Raw genomic sequence first — 22,199 nt, 5'->3', positions numbered from 1 at the left:
TTTCTCGCGAAAGCGTAAACCCGGACGCTTTCTCTGAAGATTAATACCTGCGCACCGCCCTGCCCGTTACCGGAATTACAGCGGCACAGCGGAATCGACGGCAATGACGCCGAAGTCCGTGGGGATCTTCGAGCCTGTACCGTCATCGATGGACATCCGTATCTTCGCGTGGCCGCAAACCTTTTCGCCCATGACTTCAAGGTTGCTCTCGAAGTTGTACCAGTGCTCTTTCCATCCATACTGCATGCCGCTCACCTTGGTTCTGCCATAGGCGACGCCAAGGGCTTGAGCGCCCAGCAACAGGCCACGCTCGACGGCATAACCGGCAGTCAGCGCTGTGTTTATCTGCTGATCGGTTTCGGTAGCGGTTGGAGCATTGGCCGCGGTGACTATCTTGGTGGTCTCGGCCGGCAAAAAGCGGATGGCACGCTCATTCTTGATCACGAGGATGCCGTTCCACATGCCCACTTCGCCCGCAAACAGCGGATGGCGGACATCCAGATAGGCCGCGCGGTTTACGGCGTTTTGCTGAAATGCGCGCAGCGACCCTTCCGTGAGCAGCACCGAGTACTGATTCGGCGTGGCAAGGAACACCCACATCTTGGAAGTCTGCGCCGCCCGGTCGCCAGCAAGCTGCACGGACTGCAAGGGTTGATCCATGTCGTCCAGCTTTTTCCGCAATAGATCAAGATGAACGAGCTTCAACGCATCGGTCGATACGATGGAACCCAATTGCTGACCGCCAGCGGTCAAACCCGCACCATTCACAACGAAATGCCGGTTGTAGGTCGGGGCCTTCACCGGGTTAACCATGATGGAAGCGAAGTTCGAGCCACTTTGAAGCGGAATCGTCCAGTCCGTGCCGGTTTGGGAACCACGGGCACCGGCCAGATGCACCAGCGAAGTCTGCGAGGCAAGGCGCGGGAAATAACCGGACAACTGCGCCAGCGCAATCTCGCGCAACTGATGCTTGGTGCGTTGCTGCGACATGCTGCCGCCCGCGTCAACCACTTTGCTGGACAGATCGACCCTGACATCCATTGAGGAGAACGAGAGTGCGCTGCCGCGACCTTCGCGGTTCACGTCGCCCATGAGCGGCTCGCCGCTTATGGTATCGACCAGATCCAGCGATACGGTATCGCCCGCGTTTTTCGTCAGATTATCAATACGCACGATAGGCATGCCAGGTTGGGTCTGGCCCGCCATCTTTTCCATCGCGGCAGTCGGCTCTACCTGCCCGACGAGATTTTCCATTGCGGTCGCGCCCTTCAGCGTATTGGCGAAGAGTGCCGCGCTATAGTATTTAACGGCGAGTGAACTGCCGCTTCCTACATTGGTTTCAGCCATTTAAAATCCTTAATCAAGTTCGGCTCTCAAAGCTGCGGCCTTGTGGGCGGGCATGCTCATCAGTTTCCGAGTCAGCTCATGCGGGCTCATCGCGCTGATTTCATCGCTCACCGTGGCGGGCGCACCTCCCTGAATATCCGAAAGGGTTGTGGGTTTCCTCGCCGGAGCCCTTTCCAGCCTTGCTTTCGCTTCAGCCTTTATTGTCCCCGGATCGGATTGTCTTCGTGGTAACGACGCTTCGGGCACGATGGCCCTGACACGCCGGACAACTTCATCGAACCTTTCCGCGTACGGCTTGTTGGTCCATTTGGAATTGGTTCTCAGAATTTCATCCTGTCTTAAGGCCTCGTCCCAGGCTTCTGGATCATTGCCCTCCCAGTGCACCAGATCGGGATTGTTGTCCTTCGCTTCGGCGACCTGCTCCGCGACGCTGAGTTGCTTCGCGCGTTCGGATTCTTCCTTTTCGCGCTTCAACTCCTCAAGCGTCTGTTCCAGTTTTTCGCCTTGCTTCCGGCTTCCTTCGAGTACGGCGCTGATCACCTGGTGGAGTTCCGGCATCTCGTCTCTGAGCGTTTCCAGATGACTGCCGATGGCATCGTCCGCCTCGGCTACGTCTGTTTTGCTTCCGGCTTTATCCTTGTGCTTCAGCAACCCGTCGAGCTTGCTTTGCGCGGTTTGTAATTGCTCACGCAGTACTGAATTTTCCACGCGCAGCGCTTTATGCTTCTCGTAAGGAATAATTCCTTTGCCACTCTTGGTCAGAACAACCGGTTCATCTTCATTCTCATCATTAAGGGCTGAATCGGCTGCGCTGTGTCCTTTCTGGTCGGACTGGTCACTGGTCGTTTCTTCTGGCACCTGGTTTGCTGCTTCCTGTGCATCCAGAATTTCACCGATTTTGCCGGGATCGTTCTCCAGCATCTCGATTTGTTCGGGCGTCAGGTTTGCAATTTGTTCATCCGTAAGCTGATCTACTTCCATTGTTCGTTTCTCCAACTGCTTAACCCAGTGAGCGGGCCTGCCGAGGCAGGGTTGATAAAACTGCGGTATCGCCGTGAGCGCGTCGCACGAGCGAAAAAGCCAATAAAAAAGCCGCCCGGAGGCGGCTTGGTTTTTGATTCATAAATACTTATATGATAGTCAGGCCTGAATTCGTGTAATACGCAACCCGACCATCAGAAAACCTTGATACGGTCAGAATGATTCCACTTCTCAACAATGAAATAATCTGTTCCCGATACGCCGCAATTTGCGGTCGGTCGGCTATCCCCATGGTTCCATGGTCATACTGGTAATAGAGTGTCCGTGCTATGCCTTTTGCCGCCATGGTGATCAACATGCGTCCGATAATCTGTTGGGCTTGCATGTCGGTAAGGCTGATCACATCTCCACCGATTGGCGCACTCTCAGTATCCCATGTCTCCATCTCGGATACCCCGGCCGCTACCTTTGCAGAATTAAGGCGGTCGATTATTCCGGCGAGATCCTGTACTTTATTTCGCCCGGGAAGATAAAGGTGAACTCCGATGATATCCACCCAATCCTTCATCGTTTTACCAGCGCCGTCACTGGCGGACATCATGCCGCTAAAATATGTCTCGGCACTTTGTCCTGCTGTGGCGGACCAGGTAGTTGTCGCGGGACAAATTATCTTGGCTGTGGGATCAATCGCTTTGATCGCCTGGTTCGCCCGACGCACCATTTCCGCGAGCTTTGTGAACCTCCCGGAAAAATAGAAGTTTGGTCCGGTTGTTACCGTGCCATTGTTATCATAGTTCGGCTCATTCCAGATCTCGTAATACTTGATCTTGCCAAGATAGCGGGTTGCCACGGCTGCGCAAAATGCGTCCCAGTCCCCCATGTTAGCGGGTTCCGCATGCAATCCTCGATAAGTAGGGCCAAATGCGCCCACTTCGGCTGGTCTTGCCGATGCCCATGTCGGGGTGCCAAACAGCGTAAATATCAGATGTCGTCCGGCTCCGTAATGCGTATTCACCCAACTGTCCACGTTTGACCAATTGAAAACATCTTTGCTTATTTCAATATATTTCCATTGCGCGGTCCCACTCTTCAGGTCGTGGGAACGAGTCGTTTTCGCCATCACCCCAACCAATGAGTCGTTTGCGCGATTCTGGACACTCATCCCGAAAAATGTTTCCTCGGCCTTTACCGGCGAAGCCGACAGCACTGTAACAGGCAAATTCGGGATTGCCAGCACATTGGCATCAAGGCAAGCAAAATCGGCATCCAGGCAAAATGTTGCACGCGACCCGGTAAAGTGAGCACCGTAGTGTTTTGTTGGGTAGGCTGGAATCTTGCCGGCCCCATCGATAACAAAATCTGTCATGATCCTGGATAGTGCCAGATCGAGTAGCCGAGCAGAGTTATTCTCTCTGACGCCGCCGGTGCGGCCCACTTGCACTTGAAAGTTATCGCTGCATCATAAGTGGTATCTACTGCATAAGTATCGTGCCCCCCGCTTGTTCCCCCGTAAGAAGTGCTGTTAAGTATCTTTTGGATGGCTAGACTGTTGGCGTTTGCGATCTCATACAGATATTTTGCGCCCCCCGATGCCGAAACTGTAGGGCCGGCGAAGTTAAGCCCACCCCAATCAACTCCCGGGTATTTCTGAACAGCACTGCTCGTATAGTCATAATCTGAAATAATCACCAGCTTACTATTAAGCCCCATTGTTCCGGCGGGCACCGTTACATTTGCAAGCGTCACCCACGACGTATCACTCGCGGAATTGGTAGAATCACGGCTCCATCCGGCATATGCCTGCGCTACCAGCGCCGGCAGCACGGTTCTAGCCGCATCTGCCGAGGCTATCAATTGCGCCTCAATAGCAGAATTGAGGCTGACAACGGACCCGGCAGGATAGATCTGACCGCCGATAGTCTTGGTATTCAGCATTTGAATCATATTATGCCCTTTGATTTTTTCCTTAGAATGATCTTGAATTACGTGCTTTACCTATTTGATCCAACATGATTTCTTGGGATTTCAGTTTTGCATCGATCTCAATTTTCTCTGCCTTGATTTCCAAGTAGCGCTCTTTAAGTCCAGTTCTTGCAACTTATCAGGCAATCCTTGTTGCGCTTTTGCTAATTGCTCTTGCAATCCAGCTATAACTTGCTGCTGCTATTGCATTGTCACGTCGAATTGCTGTTGTATGGCTTGAATTTGCTGGCCAGAGCATCCCCGTCGGCCACATTGCGCAACTGATCCGCCAGTTCATGGCGGTTTGGGACATCGGATAGCTCAAGCATCGCCGGATAGAGCACCGCCTGGTATTGCGGTGGAGCTGCATTTACAAGCTGTGTGAAAGCCTGCAATTGCTGCGCCCGGAAACTGGGTGTGGCCGGTATGTCTTCGAGCACGACCTTGACCTGTGCCGTGGCAATGTCATTTTCAACCACGGCGCCCGCATCCGTCATTACATGACGGTTGAAATAAATGGTTTTCCGTCTAGGTCCCTGCTTGACTGCTACCGTCGTCTCGCCTGCCAGCATATCCTGCTTTATGAATGCCAGAAGCTGCTGCCCGACCATGCGACGCGCATAACGGAAATTATCGTTAGGCTCTGCCAATACCGTTGAGCCCTGCTCTACCAGACTGTTGATGGCCACCCCGCTGGTTGCCGAGGTATCCGCGCCCAGCATCGCACGGTATATTCCGCCTACCTCTTCGATTCTGCGCTTGCGCTCCTGCACCAGCTGGAATACCTGCGCGGCGAGCTGGTGCTCGCGCGTTACCCGGAATCCGCTGGCATTCCTGCGCTGAGCATTCAAAACCGTCATTGAGCGCAAACTGCTGATGTTGCGCGCAACTTCGTGGTAAGTGTTCTGGCTGAGATCGAGCGCGTCATTATCGACCTCTACCTTGACCGAGTTCAGGACTTCATAAAGTAGAATATCGAGATCGATGATCTGATCCTGTGGCCCGCGCATGTCGCGAATCAGGCCGTAAGGCGTCCGGCTGCGGTCTCTGCGGAAGCACCAGAATGGAACATAGGGAAAATCCGTGTGCGGCAGCGGGCTGGGTATATCCATCAGTTTGTGTGGCCCCAGCCAGATCGAAATGCGCATCCTGGAAAGCAGCGATTTCTGTACCTGCACGAGCTCTTGCGCGACCGCTGCCTGGTGATACGGATTGTCTTCGCGGTATTCGATCGCTTCGCCGTTGGGAAGAGCCAACACATACCCATCTTCAGAGTGCCGGTACCACAACTCGGAGAGGCGCACCATGCCTGAATTACGGTTCAGGTACTCCTCCTGGTGGTGTCCCCACGCCTGCTCCACCTCGTAGGCGCGCGCCAGGCCGGTGTTTGAGCCGTCATGGACATCCACGTTGTTCCAGCCGCTCCAACTGTTCTCGATCAGGGCAGAATCTTCGGGAAACATTTGCGCAGCCTGGATCCGATCCACCCATTTATCCCTGCGCAAGTAGCGCGCATCGGACAAGTCGGGCTCCCGGGAAGCCCAGTCCCAATAAATATCGTTACGATGCACTTCCCGCACGCGGTAGGGATATTTCAGCGGATCGAATTCGCGCGATATCTCTACCCAGCCGATTCCCGCGCGTATCATGCTTGAATAGGCGTCGGACATGGCCCGGTCCGCGCGCGACTCGGTCTCGACCTCCTTGATCCTCGCGGATAACCCTTCCGCTATCTCGGCCTGGCTCTCGTCATCCGAAGTTATTCTGTAATCTGTGCGGCTGCGCGCTTCGAGCCCCAGCACTGCATTGATGATTGGCTTGATCAGATTGGAATCCTGAGGAGGAATACCAGCGTCCTTGAGCCGCTGAATCACCTCCGCGCTCGTCTGAGCGCCATCATAATAATCACAATCGGTATCCGAGCCGTGCCGCCATTTCGGCTGCTCGCGAATGTCGCGGCAGATCTTGTCGTACGCCTCAACGGAAATATCGGCCGCGATCCTCGCTTCCGTTAGGCCAATTATGCCCGCTACGCTCATTATGCTCTCCATCCGGACATGCGCACCCCACGGGCGCTTACCGTAGGTCTGTCTTCCTCTATCGCAACCGCGAAATACCGGAACGCATCCGCCGCATGCGACGACCAGTCATGTAGAGGGCGGCTGCTGAACTGTTTGGTATCCGGATCGACGTCATAACGGTAATGCCTCAAACTCTGCAATCCTTCTGCGCATTTCTGTTCATCGAAATAGCAGCGATTGAAAATCGTTCTTGCAGCGTTGATGCCATCCGGGACGGATAGCTTGGGCACAATGCGAACATTGCGCCCCGCAGCAATCATGATTTCCTCGATGCTGCGTCCGCTGCCTTGCTCCTTTGCCTTGGCATCGTGCGGCAGCCAGTCGGTGCCGTAGAGATACCCTTTGTTTTGCAGCACGCCGACATAATGCTGAATCGGCATTTGGTTATTGCCGTAATAGTCGATCAATCTCAGTTCTCCGCTCACCGTCTGGGCAAACCATATACTCGTGTTGTCTGCCCAGCCCAGATCAAAGAAGGTGTGTACGGGCTTCGCCGCGTCATAGGGGACACTCCGTATGCGCCCCTCTTCTTGCGCCAGCCTCAGTTCCCTGGCGTAAATCGCACCATCAAGCGTTACCCGGCAGTTGCCCTCCCAGACATTCTGATAGGCATCCGGATCGCGCACCTTAAGCTCATCCTTCTCTCGCCTCAGCGTCATCGGAAACCAGGGGTTGTCATTCCAGTTGATCTTTACCACCTTCGCGCCGGAAGGCGGATGGATCACAAACCGCCGGTATGTCTCATCGGTTTCCAGTTCCGGGTTGAATGTCACCCAAATCTCCGAGCCCTCTTTCCGAATGGTGGGTATAAGGACCTCCCAGCTCGATTTACTTACAGTTTGGGCTTCTTCTACCCAAACCCGATCTACGCCTTCGAACGACTTGATCCTGGTGACATTATTGCGCAACCCGGCAAATACGAATTCCGAGCCGTTGGCGCCTCGAATCGAGCTGCTCTGGGTCTCGTAAAATGCTTGCAGGCCGGTTGCTTCAATCTGTGCATGCAGCAGGTGATGCACGGATTCAATAATGGAATTCTGGAATTCTCTGGCGCACAGAATGCGCAGCGGCGTAGATGCGGCTTGAATGAGTAATGCGCGCGCAACGCCCCACGATTTCGCGCCGCCGCGACCCCCGTATAACACTTTATAACGCGCCGGTTCGAAGAGGAAACGTAGCCTTTCGGGAAATTCCGCCCTATGTGCGGTCATGACACCCCATGGTTTTAAAAATCACACTGAGCAAATCATTTTCCGTCATCAGCGGTCGTGACAAAAGCCACCTCGACGCTATGCACCACCGACTTTTTCGCATCGGGCGCCTCATGGGTGACCGGCAATTTGTCGCCATATTTTTTTGGCGCGAGCCTTGCCGCGTACCATTTACGTGCATCAATTCGCAACTGGGCGCGCGCGATGACCTCTCGGTTCGTCACTTCCCGCCCTTTTTCGTCGATATAAGTATCTCTCGACCCGTCATCCGAAATTTCGATAATCTCTTCGGCATAGGCGTCCACGCAGAGCTCTTTGGCGCGAAGATATTGCCTCATCAGTTCTCCATCGCTCGCCAGCCAGTTCCATAAAACCCTCTGGCTGATGCCAACCTCAACGCACATTGCCCGCGCCGACTTGCCCAGCGAAATTCCGGCAAATACTGCATCCAGCAACTCAGGGGTTTTTATTGTTGGCGCCCCTCTTTTCCGGGTCGGTACTGCTGTGGCGACTCGGATCTTTTCCATGTTTCGCCTCGAAGGCGGCCCACATTCACTCATAATCCCATCTCAGCATCAGCGTGTCGTATTCCCCTGCTGCATCTCCTTTTTGCGTTCTCTCATTGCATCCTTTCTCTCATTACACCCTCTCATTGCATCCTCTCATGCATCCCCTCATTGCATCCCTTTACCGCCGCGAGTAGTTTGATTTCGCACGCCCATCTCTCCTCAATCTCGGCACGGAACGCGCGGTTGATAGTCAGCGCATCATCTTTAGCGGAAACACGGTCAACCGCATAGGCTGACTTGCATTCGTGCGGTATCTCCACTTGACACTGCACCACAACAGGTTTTTCGATCACCTGTGTCTGGATCACCGGTTTGCTAGCACAACCGGCCAAAAAAAACGCCGACATCAGCACAGATGCAAACTTACTGGTTGTTGTGGCGATTCTGCACATACTCTATCTGCTCTTTGATAAGGATCTCGTACTCATGCTCAGGCTTCACAGACGGGAGGGAACGCATTTTTGTTGCACGGTTCGTGTGTTTTGCTGCGTCTGCCTCTGCGCCTCGCATGGCCTTGGCCGCGTTCTTTTCCCTTCTGGCCGAGTTCGCAGTCAGCGCATCCATTGCACTATGCACGGATTGAATATCCGTTGCGCATTTGTCATTTGCCGCGGACAGCATGGCGTTATCAGAGCCGAGCCGCTGAATTTGTAATGCCGAGCGCCAGTCGCTCACCGCGAACCCGCCAGTAAACGCAAGACCGGCAAAGACAGCGATCACTACCGCTAAAATCATGGGGCTGATCATCATAAAAGTTATTGAAGTTCTTGTTAGTAAAGTAAATGTTGGACGGCAGGCAATAAAAAACCCGCACGGGGCGGGCAGGCAAAACGCAAGCGGGCGATTGGTTAAAAATTAAACGGCACTACGCGGCTAAAGCGGGCAGGCAAAAAAATACCCGCCATAAGCGGGTGGACAATAAAAAACCTGCGTGTGCGGGCATTATATATAACCCGCTAAAGCGGGCTTAGTCATTCTTGTGAATCGTTTGGTGAACGGACACAACGGACACAACGGACACAACGGACACAAAAATTCACAATATGAATTCGTATTATACAGCGTTACTGTTGATTGTCAAGTACAATTAACTTCTTTATTTGGAAACGCCGTTTTACCCCTTAATATCCTGAACGGCCTCGCTTTTGTCCGGGCGTTCATCCCTCTTGCCCGACGGGCGTTCCCCCATCGCACTGTTTCTCTTCTTCCAGCACACCTCCCCCGGAGGCTGAGGAGCCAGGCTGCTTGAACTAGAGCCGCCCTGCTCCTTTCGTTGACTTCCTTGCCCTGCCGCATTGCGCCCCTGATCTGAGAAAGGTTGTCCTGCCATGCTTTCGCTTGTCCGCTCTGCCCGGACATTGAGCCGCTATCTCCTGCTATGCTACTGCCGTCTCTCTGGCTACGCACCAGGTTCGGCATGGGAAGCGATGCCGTTCAGCGTCAAAAGGTGAGCAACGGCCGGCCTGATCTGTTAGCTTCATTTAAATAACCTCAGTCACAACGGAAATTGCTTTTTTAACTGAGATATTCAATAAGCACAGCCAAATTGCCGTAATATTTTATTGCTGCATACGGCCTTGAAGTAGGCTATTTCTGACGTCTTGTTATACAGATATGAGGCTCCATGAGCAGACTCGCACTATTCGTAGTACTCGGCATGATATGTTCAGGTTCTCCTGATCACTCAGTCGCCCAGGAACTGAACTCCGCGGGAGCGGATAACATCTCGATTCTCCCAGCGGAGATGGGTCAGGGCGTGATTATTCCTCAACCAGCAATCCCCCCGAATAATAGTGGTTATTCGTTTGGCGGGCCGGTCGTCGTGCTGCCGGTCCCAATGCCACTGCCCGCCGGGGGAACCCCTGGATCAAATAATACCAACGGAAGTCTCAATACCTATGGAAACCCCTATGGATTCCAGTACCCCGGCAGTTATTTACCTCGGGACACGCCGCTACACCGGTTTAATGGATATGTCGTCTGTGATCCTCCAAACCCGCCTAATGGAGCCACTGGGGGAGCAAGTTCAGAGTCAACGGGAACACCGGTTGCGCGACGTTTGGTCAAGATCACCACCACACGATCCCTCGCTGCACCCGGCTATCTACAACCCTGCCCTATCTATACTATCAACGGCGAGATCCAGAAGAGCAACAGTTACACTACAAGAACTCCGCGTTGACGCAAAACTCGCCACAATGACTGCACAACAAAATATGGAAGTAGCGATCGGAAATGCTGATTTCCAGAATGATGGGGAGTGCCTATAAGGTTAGGTTGGCTCGATGTGGTAATGAAATAGGTTCGGCCCTGCGCCTTTTAACGGGACCCGATATGCATGTTTATGAGAGCGAAAATCGCATTCGCCCATGTTGCCTGGCTGGGCGCGAAGCAATCGATACCGGACAATGCGCTGTTCCGTGCGGCACTGGTGAGCTTGGGTTCCTCCGGCATCATGCATGGGCTCATGATTGAAACGCGTGAACCTTTGAGAGCGTCTTTCCGGCTTGGGCTCATCTGCCCGTAAAAATTCCGACTGATTCAGCACCTCGTCAAATGTCAGCTCTTAAAATCTGCTTCTAAGAGAAAGATGCTGAAAACCATCAATCTCTCTTTACAGCAATCCAGGAACTGACAACCCCCGCCTTGGCCTGACCATCGCTGTGGGGAACCGTACGCACAACCGACCCCAACAGAGCTGGTCGCTGATCGATGCCATTGGACCACATCGGCACAAAAAAACCCACATAGTCATAAATCTGGCCATAGGAATCCTTCGTATCACCAACCCCTTGAAACCTTACAGTACAAGGAAGTGTGAAATCCGACCAACCCGACAACCGGAATTGATAAGTGTCGCCGAAGGACAAACGTCCGCCAAAAATCCCTGGAGCAAGTTGGTCAATAATAAGTTCACCTCTACCAAACTCAAGTTGATTGAATTCCTTGGAGATGTCCGGATTGTTGACGAAGCTTCTGTATGTCCAGCTCCCCAGCACAGCAGGAAACGCAGGAAAAGGGGATTGCAGACCTTGCGGGTTTTGCGTCATCATAATCTAACCTCTTAATATTGACGAATAAAATTCATGAGCGTGTTCGTTCCGTCCAGTTGAAATCGAGGTATCGCGCCGTTGAGCCTGCGTCTTTCTGCGTCACTTTGAAACCCAAAGTAGAGCGTGTGGACGCATCCGGGAACGATCTCCATCGCCTACTACGGAGTGCCAGGTGGTGGCGGAGGCGCAGGTGGATACGGAATTAGAAACGGTGGCGACGGTGGTAAAGGCGGATAAGGAATCAAAAACGGTTCTCCCGGCCGGCACGGTTGACACGGCGCCTGACCTGGCGTTTGCCCTGGTGTCTGCCCGGGAATTTGACCCGGAGCCTGCCCAGGTATTTGACCCGGAGCCTGCCTAGGTATTTGACCTGGAGCCTGACCCGGAGCCTGCCCAGGTATTTGACCTGGAGCCTGACCTGGAGTCTGTCCGGGGATTTGTCCTGGCATCTGCCCAGGCGTCTGTCCGGGGAGTTGTCCTGGCGCCTGCCCAGGTGCTTGACCCGGAGCCTGGCCCGGTGTCTGACCAGGCGTTTGGGCTAGCATCGTCACGTCGAGCGCCGCAAGAACAGCAGCTATGGGGTTGGCCAAGCCGTAAGGATCTCGCGGATCGCCGGCAAAATAAAGGCCGACCGCTTCACCAGCGGCATTGACTATTAGAGAGCCGGAGTCTCCATTGTCACCAAACTTCGCGTTGCGGGTCGCGTCAGGTTTTATCCCTATCTGATTAGTGAGCTGGATCTGGCCAATACCATGGCCAAAATCGAGGTTGACACTGAGCTCGTCCGTATCGACGACGCCATAGGTGAGTCCCGTGGTTCGCCCACGCTTTCGTACAGTTTCACCGATGAGTGCCTTGTTAACCCCCGATAACTTTCCGACATCCATGATCTCCCAGTCTGTCTGGCGAGCCGAGAGTTCAGCCACGGCGCAATCGACCTGCTCCCCTACCATCCCACGCTTCAAAACAGCGACCTGAGATGTGGGACAATTGCCGCCATCAATTCGAGAAGGCTGCACAATAGGATCTCCATCCGACCATGCCTTATCGACACACAAGACGTGATAATTACTGAGGATCATGGGCTTCCCGGTGGCCTTGTCCGCAACCATCGCTCCCAACGTACCCCCATATGACATTCTTTCGACAAGGCGGCAGGGTCCAATGCTGATTCCCCCTTTTAGCACGGGATACTCTTTCATGTCAGCAGCGGGTACAAGTTTAAGCGCATCCACAGCCAGAGCATGCAACTCAAATTTGCGCTCGATCACGTCGGTAGGAAATCCTTCGATCGCCTGAGGAACACGTTCCGAGGGAGGAACGTCCCGCTTTTTTTCAACAAGGACGCGAATTGCCAAGGTATCGGTAGGCCGACCCCCAACTTCCTTGTAACCTATATCCACACCCGTGACTCCCGGCCGGTTCAATAGGCTTCTCTCCACGGCTACCTTAGCCTGCTTTAGCTTGGGATCAATCTCTGCCATAGCTATTTCTCCAGTTCGGTTCTGCTAACTAAATATTCAGACTACGTCTTTTCGGTAATGGGCAAATCTCCGCTTCATGAAGATGCTTCCCCAGGCGCAATGCTCTTCGCGATAATCACGAGCAGTTGTTCAGCCTCTTTTGCGTGTTGACTGGCGACCTCAGGATCTTCCAGCCGCTCGTGGAGGCCAGCGGGCGCTCCCTCAGGCGCGACTGGCAACTTACCCATCCACGTTCCCTTCCAGAAATTGTTCCCGAATACGCCGTGTACCACCTTCCAGTTATCTGTCCTTTCGTCGAGCCATCCACTAAATTTCCAATAGATTGGATTCACCTGCATTGAATAAGTATCGCCTAGATAGTCATACCGGGGATCGTCCCAATCAACCGGTATTGACGGCACATCAGCGCCTGGTTCCGGGCGTTTTCCACCCGGAACCTCTGCCCACCGGTGTCTCACGGTATCGTGAACAGTTGCGTGAAGAAGCGAACCGAACGTTCCCAGACTGATACCTTTCAGAAACGGGGGATCGGTGAACATGGTCTCCCATGGCTTGAGGTATTTCTCGAACGTAAGATCTGTTTTCGATCGCGTGGTGAAACGCATGATCACCGGAAATTCAGCAGGGTCAAACCAGGGCGGTGGCACCGGAAAATCCGGATTGTCAGGGGCCGGTATTTCAAGCCATCCTTCAACCCGCGGATAATCCGGGTCATTAGCCTGAGCCAGGATTTTGTTCGCATACCGAATGGCCTGGCGGTGCATATAGAGAAAATCTTCGCCCGAATCATTGTCTAGCAGAGGATTACCGCTTGCATCCCAGGCTGGCCGGGGCGGCTCCCAGCCAGCCTTCCGCAGTTCCTCCTGTACGTCTTTCGGGTAGGTCAACCAGTTATCCCTCACCTCATGCCAGAGATAGTTGTGCATTCGCCGCGCTCGAGCAGCCATTGCATCGACGAGTTGCACCGGAACCGGAGCGTTCTCCTTATATTTCTTTGCACTCATTATCGCTTGAGAAATCTCTGGTTTTAGATGAGGAACAGATGATTCGAAGGTTGATTCGACGGTTAGTGACAGCCCATTGGATCGAAAGGCGGATAACCTGGGTAACCCCGTTGCGCCTCTAGCGATGTGTAACCTGGGTAACCACGCAACGCATCCAGCGATGTGTAGCCCGGATAGCCGCGCAACGCCTCCAGCGAGGTGTAGCCCGGGTATCCACGCAGTGCCTCCAGCGATGTGTAGCCAGGGTAACCCCGCAGTGCCTCCAGGGATGTGTAACCGGGGTAACCGCGCAGTGCTTCCAGCGAGGTATAGCCCGGATAGCCACGTAATGCCTCCAGGGATGTGTAACCGGGGTAACCGCGCAGTGCGTCCAGCGAGGTATAGCCCGGATAGCCACGTAATGCCTCCAGGGATGTGTAGCCAGGATAACCGCGCAATGCGTCCAGGGATGTGTACCCAGGGTAACCACGCAGTGCGTCGAGAGATGTGTAGCCGGGGTAACCGCGCAGCGCTTCCAGGGATGTGTAGCCGGGGTAACCGCGCAGCGCCTCCAGGGAGGTGTAGCCGGGGTAACCGCGCAGTGCGTCAAGAGATGTGTACCCAGGGTAACCGCGCAATGCTTCCAAGGATGTGTAGCCGGGGTAACCGCGCAGCGCCTCCAGGGAGGTGTACCCAGGGTAACCGCGCAACGCCTCAAGAGATGTGTAGCCCGGGTAACCGCGCAACGCTTCCAGGGATGTGTAGCCTGGGTAACCGCGCAGCGCCTGGGGGTTGTATTGCGTCTGTGGCATGCCGTCCATGAGAACCTCCTTTATCTATGAGTTGCCGTTAACAAAAATTTCATTCGATGCGATTTTATGTCTTGCCCGCATGGTCATACTGGGGTGAAATTCTCGACCTATGTCGCCTCCATCGAGAAACGTGGCATAAAAGGATTGCTGTGGAAGACCCCAGTCTGAGAAATGAGATTCACAACTTGATGCATCTCAGCCATATGTGGCCCCGCGTGGTTAGGATCCTCGAGCAGGGCATGTACCGTGACGCCCTCTTCGTGACCTGGCATCTTCCCTGTCCACCTTCCCTTCCAAAAATCGTTTCCGAACACCCCGTTGGCTGTTTTCCAGGCCTCTATCCGGTCATCGATCCAGCCATGCAGCTTCCAGAATATGGGATTGACATGACTTGAGTAGGTATCTCCTAAATAATCATATTTAGGATCATCCCACTTAGGTTCAATCATCTTACCCTTCGTCGGGTCAATGTCCCCCGTGGCAACCGTGGGTTCAGGGCGAACCGAACCCGGAAATGCCGCCCATCTCATATGCATGGCGTTGTGAATCGTCATTTCAATCATGACGCCTAGCTGGCCGAGGGTTACTGTGCGAAGAAACGTGGTGTCAGTGAAAGTTTTCTGCCAGAAACAAAAGCGCTTCAGGTAAAAGATGTCTGACTTGATCCGTTCAAGATTGGCAAATGGTGCCTGAGCCTGTTCGCTCGGATTAAACCAGGGCGGAGGTACCGGATAACGTGCATCACTAGGCGGTGGTGGAACCAGCCAACCCTGGACTCGGGAATAGTTCGGATCACCCACTTGGGTAAGTATTGTGTTCACATCCGCTATCATTTGGCGGTGCATGTAGAAAAAATCTTCGCCCGAATCATTTTCCAGGTTTGGATTGCCGCTTTCATCCAGCACGGGCCGGGGCGGTTTCCAGCCAAGCTCGTCGATTTTCTGCTGGATATCGCGCGGATACTGGTGCCAATTATTGCGAACCTCGTGCCAAAGCCAGTGGTGCATCCGGTGCTCGCGTTTTGCCATCATCTCGACAACTTCCCTGGGGATTGGATGATCATGCAGACCGGCGGCACAGGCAGGGCATTCCGCTATGTGCTGATGACCCTCGTCCGGATGGTCATGAGGGGAAGGCATATGGTGCAACTGCGCGTCAGGAACAGCTTCGGCAACATGGCGCGGCTTTGGCCGCAAGTACGCCTCAGGGTCAACGGCACTCACTATCTGTCCTCTCAGTCCTGGTTTGTATCATCATTGATCATCAATATCGGATGGCCCCAGCCATTCTCCCCAGCCTTATCTTCTTGTTAGCAATACCCATGCCATTCCCAAGGATCTCGTCAACCTATAAATATCAATAAGTTGATAGAACAGCTGGTAAAACTAATTTCGGAGCTTGTGGGTCATGGCGTTCCTGGTCGAGGGCAATAAAAACTGCCTCGATAGTTACTAACCCAGCGTGACCAGTTACTTAAAGTGGTGGGTAAAAAAATACTGAAGCGGGTTAACCTTGACCCGCAAATTGCGCCCGACCGTGCCTGAGATGAGGCGTATGCATGGGGAAGTGAAACAACTAAGAGGTTGGGGTGGCGGCAGCCGTTATTGATGGCAGGCCTGATTACTAGCAGGTACGGTAAATCAGGCTTTTCAGCTCAGGGATAATTCCAGGCCAGCAGTATTCAGCAAACCACATATAGGTTTAGTGGTGCGCGCCCGCAGGGTTTAATAGTGCAGCGGCTAACAAGGATGAGCTGGAGCATGATGCGGAAGGCAAGCCTCACGATCAATGGCTTTATCAATTGGGCTCGGTACAATCTTACGTAATCAAAAGATGCAATACACCGTACGCCAGTTATATTATCGAGTCGCGCAGGAGTATTTGGGCAAAAAAGCCCCAAGCGCAAATTCTTCCATGTAAGAGATCTGTCAAAAAATCCCTCACATCAGCTTGGTCTGGCGTCGCGTCTGTGACTTCATCCTCCGTTGAGTATTTCGAGCGGATTACTATACGACAGTAAGTTGAACCACCCGCGGATCATCGGCAAAATCCAATAGCAATCGGCGCACGCGGTCTTGCCAAGCATTGGCAAAAGCTACGCGCTGGGATTCATCGGCACGATCCTGGAGGATGACCGCCATACGGGCCCCTTGTGCCGGGTCGCCGGGCACGAGGGATACATTGAGGCTCACCGCAACGGTTGCGCCGGTGTCGAGGCGAGTAAATGTAATAGCCTCGCCTTCACGGTGGCCGGCAAAGCTGAGCAGTCCCTTGCGTTTAAAGCGTCCCTGGAGGCCATGAAAACCATTATCGGAGGCCGCCCCGGTGAGCAAAGTCAGCACTTGTGCCATAACTCCGGTGGTGCCCTCGTGTTCAGGCGCGGGCATATGCACGGCGATGCCGCCACGCTCCGCAGGCTCGTCAGGATAAAGTGCAGCCAGTGCCGCACGCCCCATCAGGAATGCGCCAGCGACAGTAGGGCAGGAATGCCCAGCTAATCGCACCGCATCGAGGTAACGATATTCGAGCATGCCGTCGTGCGCAGCGCCAAGCATTTCGGCGAAGGGGTCGCGAGTGCGAACTACCGGAGCATGTTCGTAAAAGTCGGGAAAATTCACGCCGTTCTCCTTACTGAAATAATGGGATGTGGCCGGGGCTGCCGCTACCTGACATTGGCCTCGGCATTATCCTCGGCAACGCAGGGATGCGCCTGCAATTGTTGGAAAAAAACACGTTCCTCGTAGCGCACGTGAGTGCTCGCGAGGTCTGCAAACGCGCGCAGGCGAGCTGCTGGCTCAAGCTCGCAGGGGCCGCTCGCAAGCCTCCGCAGTTCCGAATGTTCGGACAAAATACGGGTCACCGATTCAGGCTCCAGCTTATCCCCCGCCATCCGTATTAACCGCTCCTCCCGCTCGACGTGTGCGGCCATCAGGCCATGCCAATGATTCTCCATACGTGCAATCGCAGCGGCCACGATAGCCGCATCGTTATGATCGGCTGCGCGTCGTGCGCCACGGGCCATTACCAGCGAATGATGATGCTCACGCGACAGCAGGAGCAGGACACCAATCCGAGGCATAGTTAGTCGAAGGGAGATTGTTCAGGATGGATTATCACAATGGGCATCGTCTTATTCTTTGCAGGATCAGCAACAGACAGGCACATCGAGGCACATCGTCTTCTCTGAGAACCTGGGAAGAGGAACGCAGTCCAGATACTTTATCCCACGCTCTGCGATTGCCTCATGGTTTTTAGCGCCTGCGCCCATTTATGCAGCTCGTCCAGCAACAATATACCCGAGCTTCTGTGGTGATCGCTCGGCATGAAATTCTCATTGTCGTCAAAGTGACTGGAAGCGTTCTGGACCGTCACAGCCTCCACCATCGGCATCATCTTCAATGTGGTCAACGTAAGCTTTTCCATCTGGGCCGCGCGTATGCCACCCGAGACCCCTCCATAGCTGACAATTCCGGCTGGCTTGTAGTTCCACTCTTTATACACGTAATCGAGTGCATTCAAAAGCGGAGGCGGCGGCCCATAGTTATACTCGGGAGTCACGAATATATAAGCGTCTGCTGCGTTGATGCTGGCGGCCCATTTCCGGGTGTGCGCATGCTGATAGTGCTGCCGAGCCGGATGCTCCGGCTCATCATATACCGGGAGATTGAAGTCGGCAAGATCGATCAGCGCTGCTTCGAACTTTCCGTGCTGCACAGCAAGTTCATGAAACCATGTTGCGATGGGTGGACCAATACGACCAGGGCGTGTGCTGCAAATGATGATATGAAGTTTGGGAGCCATAAGTTTCGCGATTGATGGCAATTTCAGCCCGGTTCTAGCAACGGCCCGCTTGCCAGGCGTGTGAGGAAAGCCAAAATCCGAGCCGATCAACTCCGACAGCGGGATGGGCCGGCACAGCGAAAAACGGCCGGTTATTGCCCGGCCGCTGCGTTCGAACATTCGAACAGGTGTAAAGATCGCGGATGCGCGATCCCGTCTATGCTTAGTCTTTTTTGATCTTGATATGGTTAATCACTTTGGTAACACCATCCACAGAGTGGGCAATCTTATGGGCTTTATCTATTTCAGCCTGACTTTTAGCTGTACCGCTGAGCACAACTACACCATTCTTGTCCGTATCGACCTTAATGTGTAACGCGCTGACATCCTTTTCAGCAGCCAACTTGGCCTTGATCTTGCTGGTTATTACCGAATCCTCGACAAACTCGCCGACGCTCGAGCGGTCTGTATCCTTATCGGCGGAATAGCCCATGACAGGAGTCAGCAATGTGCCGATCATAAAAAGGCTTGCCACAAGTTTAATTGTTTTCATGATTTTATCCTTGGAATTGATGGAAACCGAATAGTGCAACACAACTCCTACCCCGTCTGTTCGGTTCCATACACAACCTCAGGCAATTAAAAGGTTCTGTACAGCTGAGATTCTCGATAACCGCTCATCAAGCAGGTAATGCCGGCTGAGCGGCTGTCTGGAACGGGCCCACCCCGTCGGTTTGTTACCAGATCAATTCGAATATCAGGCCAGGAAATACCTGTAACTTCTTATAGTTACCCAGAAGGGTTGCTTTTGATATCCGATAGCTGCGCTTGACACGCTATTGTCACGAAATGTCGCAGAGGCCGCAGCCATCAGACTATAAATTACTGATTTTCATTAAGAAGTACGGTGGAGGCGGTCAAGGCCGAGGTAGTGGTCGCGCAAGAATGGGTAAGAAAGATAAAACAATATAGGTAAATGTGAACCATACCCTGCCCATACCCCTGCCTGTTCTTTGATGAAAAATTCCAAACGCATTCCGAGCCCCAGGGCGGGACAAATTGAATCGCGCGGACAGTTTGTTTGTTCTTGCCCATTTACTCTCATTCCAAGAAATCCTCACGCCTTTGTACTACAGTGAACTTGGGCGTTTGTCCGAGGGATAACGACCTAACCACCAACCGGGAGAATACGCATTGGCTCAATTGCTGGGTTCGGAATCCACCTCGTTCACCCTGGACAATATGGGACGGTTTCTCTGCAATACATTGCAGGAAGCGCTTGACAGCGCCGCCCAGACCGTCGCCGGGCACAAGCGCGACTTTGATACCATCATTATTGGCGGCGGCACATTTGGGGCGGTCATGGCGGAGCACCTGTTCCTTACGGATATAACCCGCAGCCGCCGCGTTCTCGTGCTCGAGGCCGGGCCATTCGTGCTACCCGAGCACGTGCAGAACATGCCATTCATGGGTGGCGCCCCCGATTTGCGCGTGCCGTGGGTGAACCATCCCGCGCTAAGCTACCTGGGCCTGATCTTCGCCGTCGGAGGACGCTCGCTGACATGGGGTGGATGGTCGCCCGAGATGCTGGATGAAGAAATGGCCGCATGGCCGCAATCCGTACAAACGGCACTTCGGCCTCCTGCTGGCGAGGGATACTTCGCCCAGGCGAGCCGGCAGATCAGTGTGAAGGAGACTAACGACTTCATCTACGGACCGCTCCACATCGCGCTGCGCAAGCAGCTCCATGCTGGACTCAACATGCCCGGCAATGAAACCGGATTTACCTTCGCCCAGCTCCTTGAGCATCCGGCGGTGCGCTATCCCGATCCCGGTGAACCACCGCTTACCGTCAGCCTGCTTCGTAACTGGCTCGGCTTGCCTGACACTGATACCACGCCGGAAACTGTCCTGCATGAGCTTTTTAAACTTGAAGCACCCCTTGCGGTACAGTCGACCACCTTGCCCGGATTCTTTCCAACCAATAAATTCAGCGCGATTCCCGGCCTGATCAGCGCGGCACGGCTTGCGAATAAAGAGGCGGACGGAGTGGGACCGGTAGCGGATGCGCGCAAGCGGCTCATGGTCGTGCCGGATTGCCATGTACAGGAACTCATTACCGAGACACAACCTGATAATTGGGTTCGCGTGACGGGCGTGCGCGTCTGGCAGAATGGTGTATCGCAGGACATCCTGCTTGCACCGCCGCAAAATGGCCGCCAGAGCGCGGCGATCATCGCGCTGGGAACGGTTGAAACCACCCGCATGGCGCTGACCACCTTCCAGCAGTCGCTCGCGGGACGCGCCGCGCAGCGCATGGGTACAAATCTCATTGCCCATCTGCGCACCAACCTCACCATTCGCGTGCCGCGCGCGGCCATTGTGGCCAACCTGCCGCCTACGACAATTCCCAGCCTCCAGTCCTCCGCTTTGCTGATCAAAGGCAAAAGTCCCAACAACAAGACCTTCCATTTCCAGATTACCGCCTCGGGATTGGGTAAACTGGGCATCGATTCGGAAGCCGAGCTTTTCAAAAAAATCCCGGACCTGGAACTCATTGAAGCAATGCGCCGGGCAAATGACAGCACCGTTGTCATCACCATTCGCGGCATTGGCGAAATGACGCCTCGCAATCCCGACAGCTTCATCGACCTCTCCACCCAGGAGAGCGACTTCGAACGTCCCAAGGCCGTTGTTCATCTCGGCAACGCCAAAGCCAGTCCACAGGAATTTTCGGGCAGTGTACAGACCAATAATGACCGCACGACGTGGGACGCAATGGATGCGGTGGCGGATAAGATTGCGCTTATCTTCGCCGGCAACGAGCCGTTCGAGATACTGCCCAACGCCGCGAGTGCCATCCCGGTACCGGCCGGTCTACGGGCCCAGCGTCTTGCAATACTTGCGGCGTTCAGGAACCGTCGTGACGATCTCGGTACGACACATCACGACGCCGGCACAATGCGCATGGGTGACGACATTGCGGACGCCGTGACCAACGACTTTGGCCGCATTCACGATACGACCAACTGCTACGTCGCCAGCCCCGCCCTCTTTCCCTCGCTGGGCTCACCCAACCCGATGCTCACAGGTGTCGCGCTGGGCCGCCGTACGGGAGATCTGCTCAATAGCGGTGTGCTCTTCACTCCGGACCCGATCGTCAGCCCGCAGGACGAAACAGGGTTCCAGCCACTCTTCGACGGCACAGCATCAACGTTCAAGAACTGGACGCTTGTCGGCCCCCCGGGGGGTGGCATGCTCCACCTCAATGGCGAGATGGTCAGCTATGGTGACGGCGCGCTGCGGCTGTTCTATTATTCGCAGCAAGCCTTCGGGGATTTTACGTTGCGCCTGCAGTTCCGCATTTGGGATGCGGCAAACCACAACAGCGGGGTGTTCGTCCGCTTTCCGCGCCCGACGCTCGGCCTGACTCCGGCGCTTCAGGCACGCATTTCGCAACGACCGTCGCCCGAGCCCGCCTTCGATCCGGGCAACCCCGCCTGGAAGCCGGTGGTCGCAGGTTTCGAGGTTCAGATTGACGATAACGCACGGGGGGACGCCGGCAAGGATTTTTACGGCATCAAGCCTGAGCCGGATGGTTTGTTTAAAAACCGTACCGGTGCGATCTACAAAATTCAGGCGGGCGATCGCGTCTGGCATCTGAATTTCAACGAGCCAGCCGTACAGAACTATATACCTGGCCCCGCGCTCGTTCCCGGCATCTGGTTCGAATATGAGATCGTCGTGCAGGGCAACAACTACACCGTCTTCCTCACCAATATCGATACCGGGGAACGCAAGCAGACGACGGCATTCCAGAATACCGACCCGGATCGCGGCCTGACACCCGGGTTCATCGGCATCCAGGCATATCCCGGCAGCATTGTGGCCTGGCGTCACATCCGCATCAGGACAGCGTAGCTCGCGCCATAACGG

The 22,199-nt window shown here is 54.4% G+C and carries 20 protein-coding genes; 2 read left to right on the top strand and 18 right to left on the bottom strand.

The genetic code is table 11. The features are described from left to right. Positions 1-75: 75 nt before the first annotated feature. The 9 genes from BMX00_RS03880 to BMX00_RS03840 form a co-directional block, all read right to left on the bottom strand. Positions 76-1,347, bottom strand: a complete 1,272-nt coding sequence (locus BMX00_RS03880) for a N4-gp56 family major capsid protein (RefSeq protein WP_090827302.1) — start codon at positions 1,345-1,347, stop codon at positions 76-78. A gap of 9 nt (positions 1,348-1,356) precedes the next feature. Further along, entirely contained in the window at positions 1,357-2,328 is a 972-nt protein-coding gene (locus BMX00_RS03875; protein ID WP_090827300.1) for a hypothetical protein, read from the bottom strand. A 148-nt stretch (positions 2,329-2,476) separates the two neighbouring features. After that, positions 2,477-3,694, bottom strand: a complete 1,218-nt coding sequence (locus BMX00_RS03870) for a cellulase family glycosylhydrolase (protein WP_090827298.1) — start codon at positions 3,692-3,694, stop codon at positions 2,477-2,479. Further along, positions 3,691-4,272 carry a hypothetical protein gene (locus BMX00_RS03865; protein WP_090827296.1) on the bottom strand — a complete coding sequence of 194 codons (582 nt, stop codon included), beginning with the start codon at positions 4,270-4,272 and terminating at the stop codon, positions 3,691-3,693. The genes BMX00_RS03870 and BMX00_RS03865 overlap by 4 nt, the downstream gene beginning before the upstream one ends. Before the next feature lie 230 nt (positions 4,273-4,502). Then, positions 4,503-6,329, bottom strand: coding sequence for a portal protein (locus tag BMX00_RS03860; RefSeq protein ID WP_245727666.1), 1,827 nt, complete (start codon positions 6,327-6,329; stop codon positions 4,503-4,505). Further along, the gene (locus BMX00_RS03855) at positions 6,329-7,582 is read right to left on the bottom strand and encodes a PBSX family phage terminase large subunit (protein WP_090827294.1); all 1,254 of its coding nucleotides are present in this window, start codon (positions 7,580-7,582) and stop codon (positions 6,329-6,331) included. Before BMX00_RS03855 ends, BMX00_RS03860 begins: the two co-directional genes overlap by 1 nt. Positions 7,583-7,617: 35 nt before the next feature. Then, a complete protein-coding gene (locus BMX00_RS03850; protein WP_090827291.1) occupies positions 7,618-8,109 on the bottom strand; it encodes a terminase small subunit-like protein in 492 nt (163 codons plus the stop codon). Positions 8,110-8,231: 122 nt separating this feature from the next. Next, positions 8,232-8,498 (bottom strand): hypothetical protein, encoded by a 267-nt coding sequence (locus BMX00_RS03845; protein ID WP_143053040.1) that lies wholly within the window; start codon positions 8,496-8,498, stop codon positions 8,232-8,234. A 16-nt stretch (positions 8,499-8,514) separates the two neighbouring features. Continuing rightward, the gene (locus BMX00_RS03840) at positions 8,515-8,901 is read right to left on the bottom strand and encodes a hypothetical protein (RefSeq protein ID WP_090827287.1); all 387 of its coding nucleotides are present in this window, start codon (positions 8,899-8,901) and stop codon (positions 8,515-8,517) included. Positions 8,902-10,495: 1,594 nt separating this feature from the next. Here BMX00_RS03840 and BMX00_RS03825 point away from each other — a divergent pair. Continuing rightward, positions 10,496-10,678 (top strand): hypothetical protein, encoded by a 183-nt coding sequence (locus tag BMX00_RS03825; RefSeq protein WP_143053039.1) that lies wholly within the window; start codon positions 10,496-10,498, stop codon positions 10,676-10,678. Positions 10,679-10,754: 76 nt separating this feature from the next. On the opposite strand, the gene BMX00_RS03820 is transcribed toward BMX00_RS03825, so the two are convergent. The 9 genes from BMX00_RS03820 to BMX00_RS03780 all read right to left on the bottom strand — a co-directional run bounded on the left by BMX00_RS03820 (position 10,755) and on the right by BMX00_RS03780 (position 18,816). Then, positions 10,755-11,204 carry a hypothetical protein gene (locus tag BMX00_RS03820; protein WP_218141477.1) on the bottom strand — a complete coding sequence of 150 codons (450 nt, stop codon included), beginning with the start codon at positions 11,202-11,204 and terminating at the stop codon, positions 10,755-10,757. Between the two features lie 158 nt (positions 11,205-11,362). Beyond that, entirely contained in the window at positions 11,363-12,688 is a 1,326-nt protein-coding gene (locus BMX00_RS03815) for a chymotrypsin family serine protease (protein WP_090827279.1), read from the bottom strand. A gap of 74 nt (positions 12,689-12,762) precedes the next feature. Then, entirely contained in the window at positions 12,763-13,692 is a 930-nt protein-coding gene (locus BMX00_RS03810) for a hypothetical protein (protein WP_090827277.1), read from the bottom strand. A 62-nt stretch (positions 13,693-13,754) separates the two neighbouring features. Then, positions 13,755-14,492, bottom strand: coding sequence for a hypothetical protein (locus BMX00_RS03805; RefSeq protein WP_090827274.1), 738 nt, complete (start codon positions 14,490-14,492; stop codon positions 13,755-13,757). A gap of 98 nt (positions 14,493-14,590) precedes the next feature. Further along, on the bottom strand, positions 14,591-15,706 hold the full coding sequence (locus tag BMX00_RS03800; protein WP_143053038.1) for a Tat pathway signal protein: 1,116 nt from the start codon (positions 15,704-15,706) through the stop codon (positions 14,591-14,593). 783 nt (positions 15,707-16,489) lie between these two features. Then, the gene (locus tag BMX00_RS03795) at positions 16,490-17,101 is read right to left on the bottom strand and encodes a hypothetical protein (protein WP_090827270.1); all 612 of its coding nucleotides are present in this window, start codon (positions 17,099-17,101) and stop codon (positions 16,490-16,492) included. Positions 17,102-17,145: 44 nt separating this feature from the next. Continuing rightward, on the bottom strand, positions 17,146-17,562 hold the full coding sequence (locus BMX00_RS03790; protein WP_090827268.1) for a hypothetical protein: 417 nt from the start codon (positions 17,560-17,562) through the stop codon (positions 17,146-17,148). A gap of 140 nt (positions 17,563-17,702) precedes the next feature. Next, entirely contained in the window at positions 17,703-18,443 is a 741-nt protein-coding gene (locus tag BMX00_RS03785) for an NADPH-dependent FMN reductase (RefSeq protein WP_245727664.1), read from the bottom strand. 43 nt (positions 18,444-18,486) lie between these two features. Further along, entirely contained in the window at positions 18,487-18,816 is a 330-nt protein-coding gene (locus BMX00_RS03780; RefSeq protein ID WP_090827713.1) for a BON domain-containing protein, read from the bottom strand. Positions 18,817-19,457: 641 nt separating this feature from the next. Between BMX00_RS03780 and BMX00_RS03775 the strand changes: the two genes are divergently transcribed. Then, positions 19,458-22,184 carry a 3-keto-alpha-glucoside-1,2-lyase-like domain-containing protein gene (locus BMX00_RS03775; protein WP_090827266.1) on the top strand — a complete coding sequence of 909 codons (2,727 nt, stop codon included), beginning with the start codon at positions 19,458-19,460 and terminating at the stop codon, positions 22,182-22,184. Positions 22,185-22,199 lie beyond the last annotated feature (15 nt).

The organism is Nitrosovibrio tenuis (assembly GCF_900109785.1).
Classification (GTDB): domain Bacteria; phylum Pseudomonadota; class Gammaproteobacteria; order Burkholderiales; family Nitrosomonadaceae; genus Nitrosospira; species Nitrosospira tenuis_A.
Note: the sequence above shows the minus strand (reverse complement) of the source record. Positions and strands in the feature narration are given on the sequence as shown.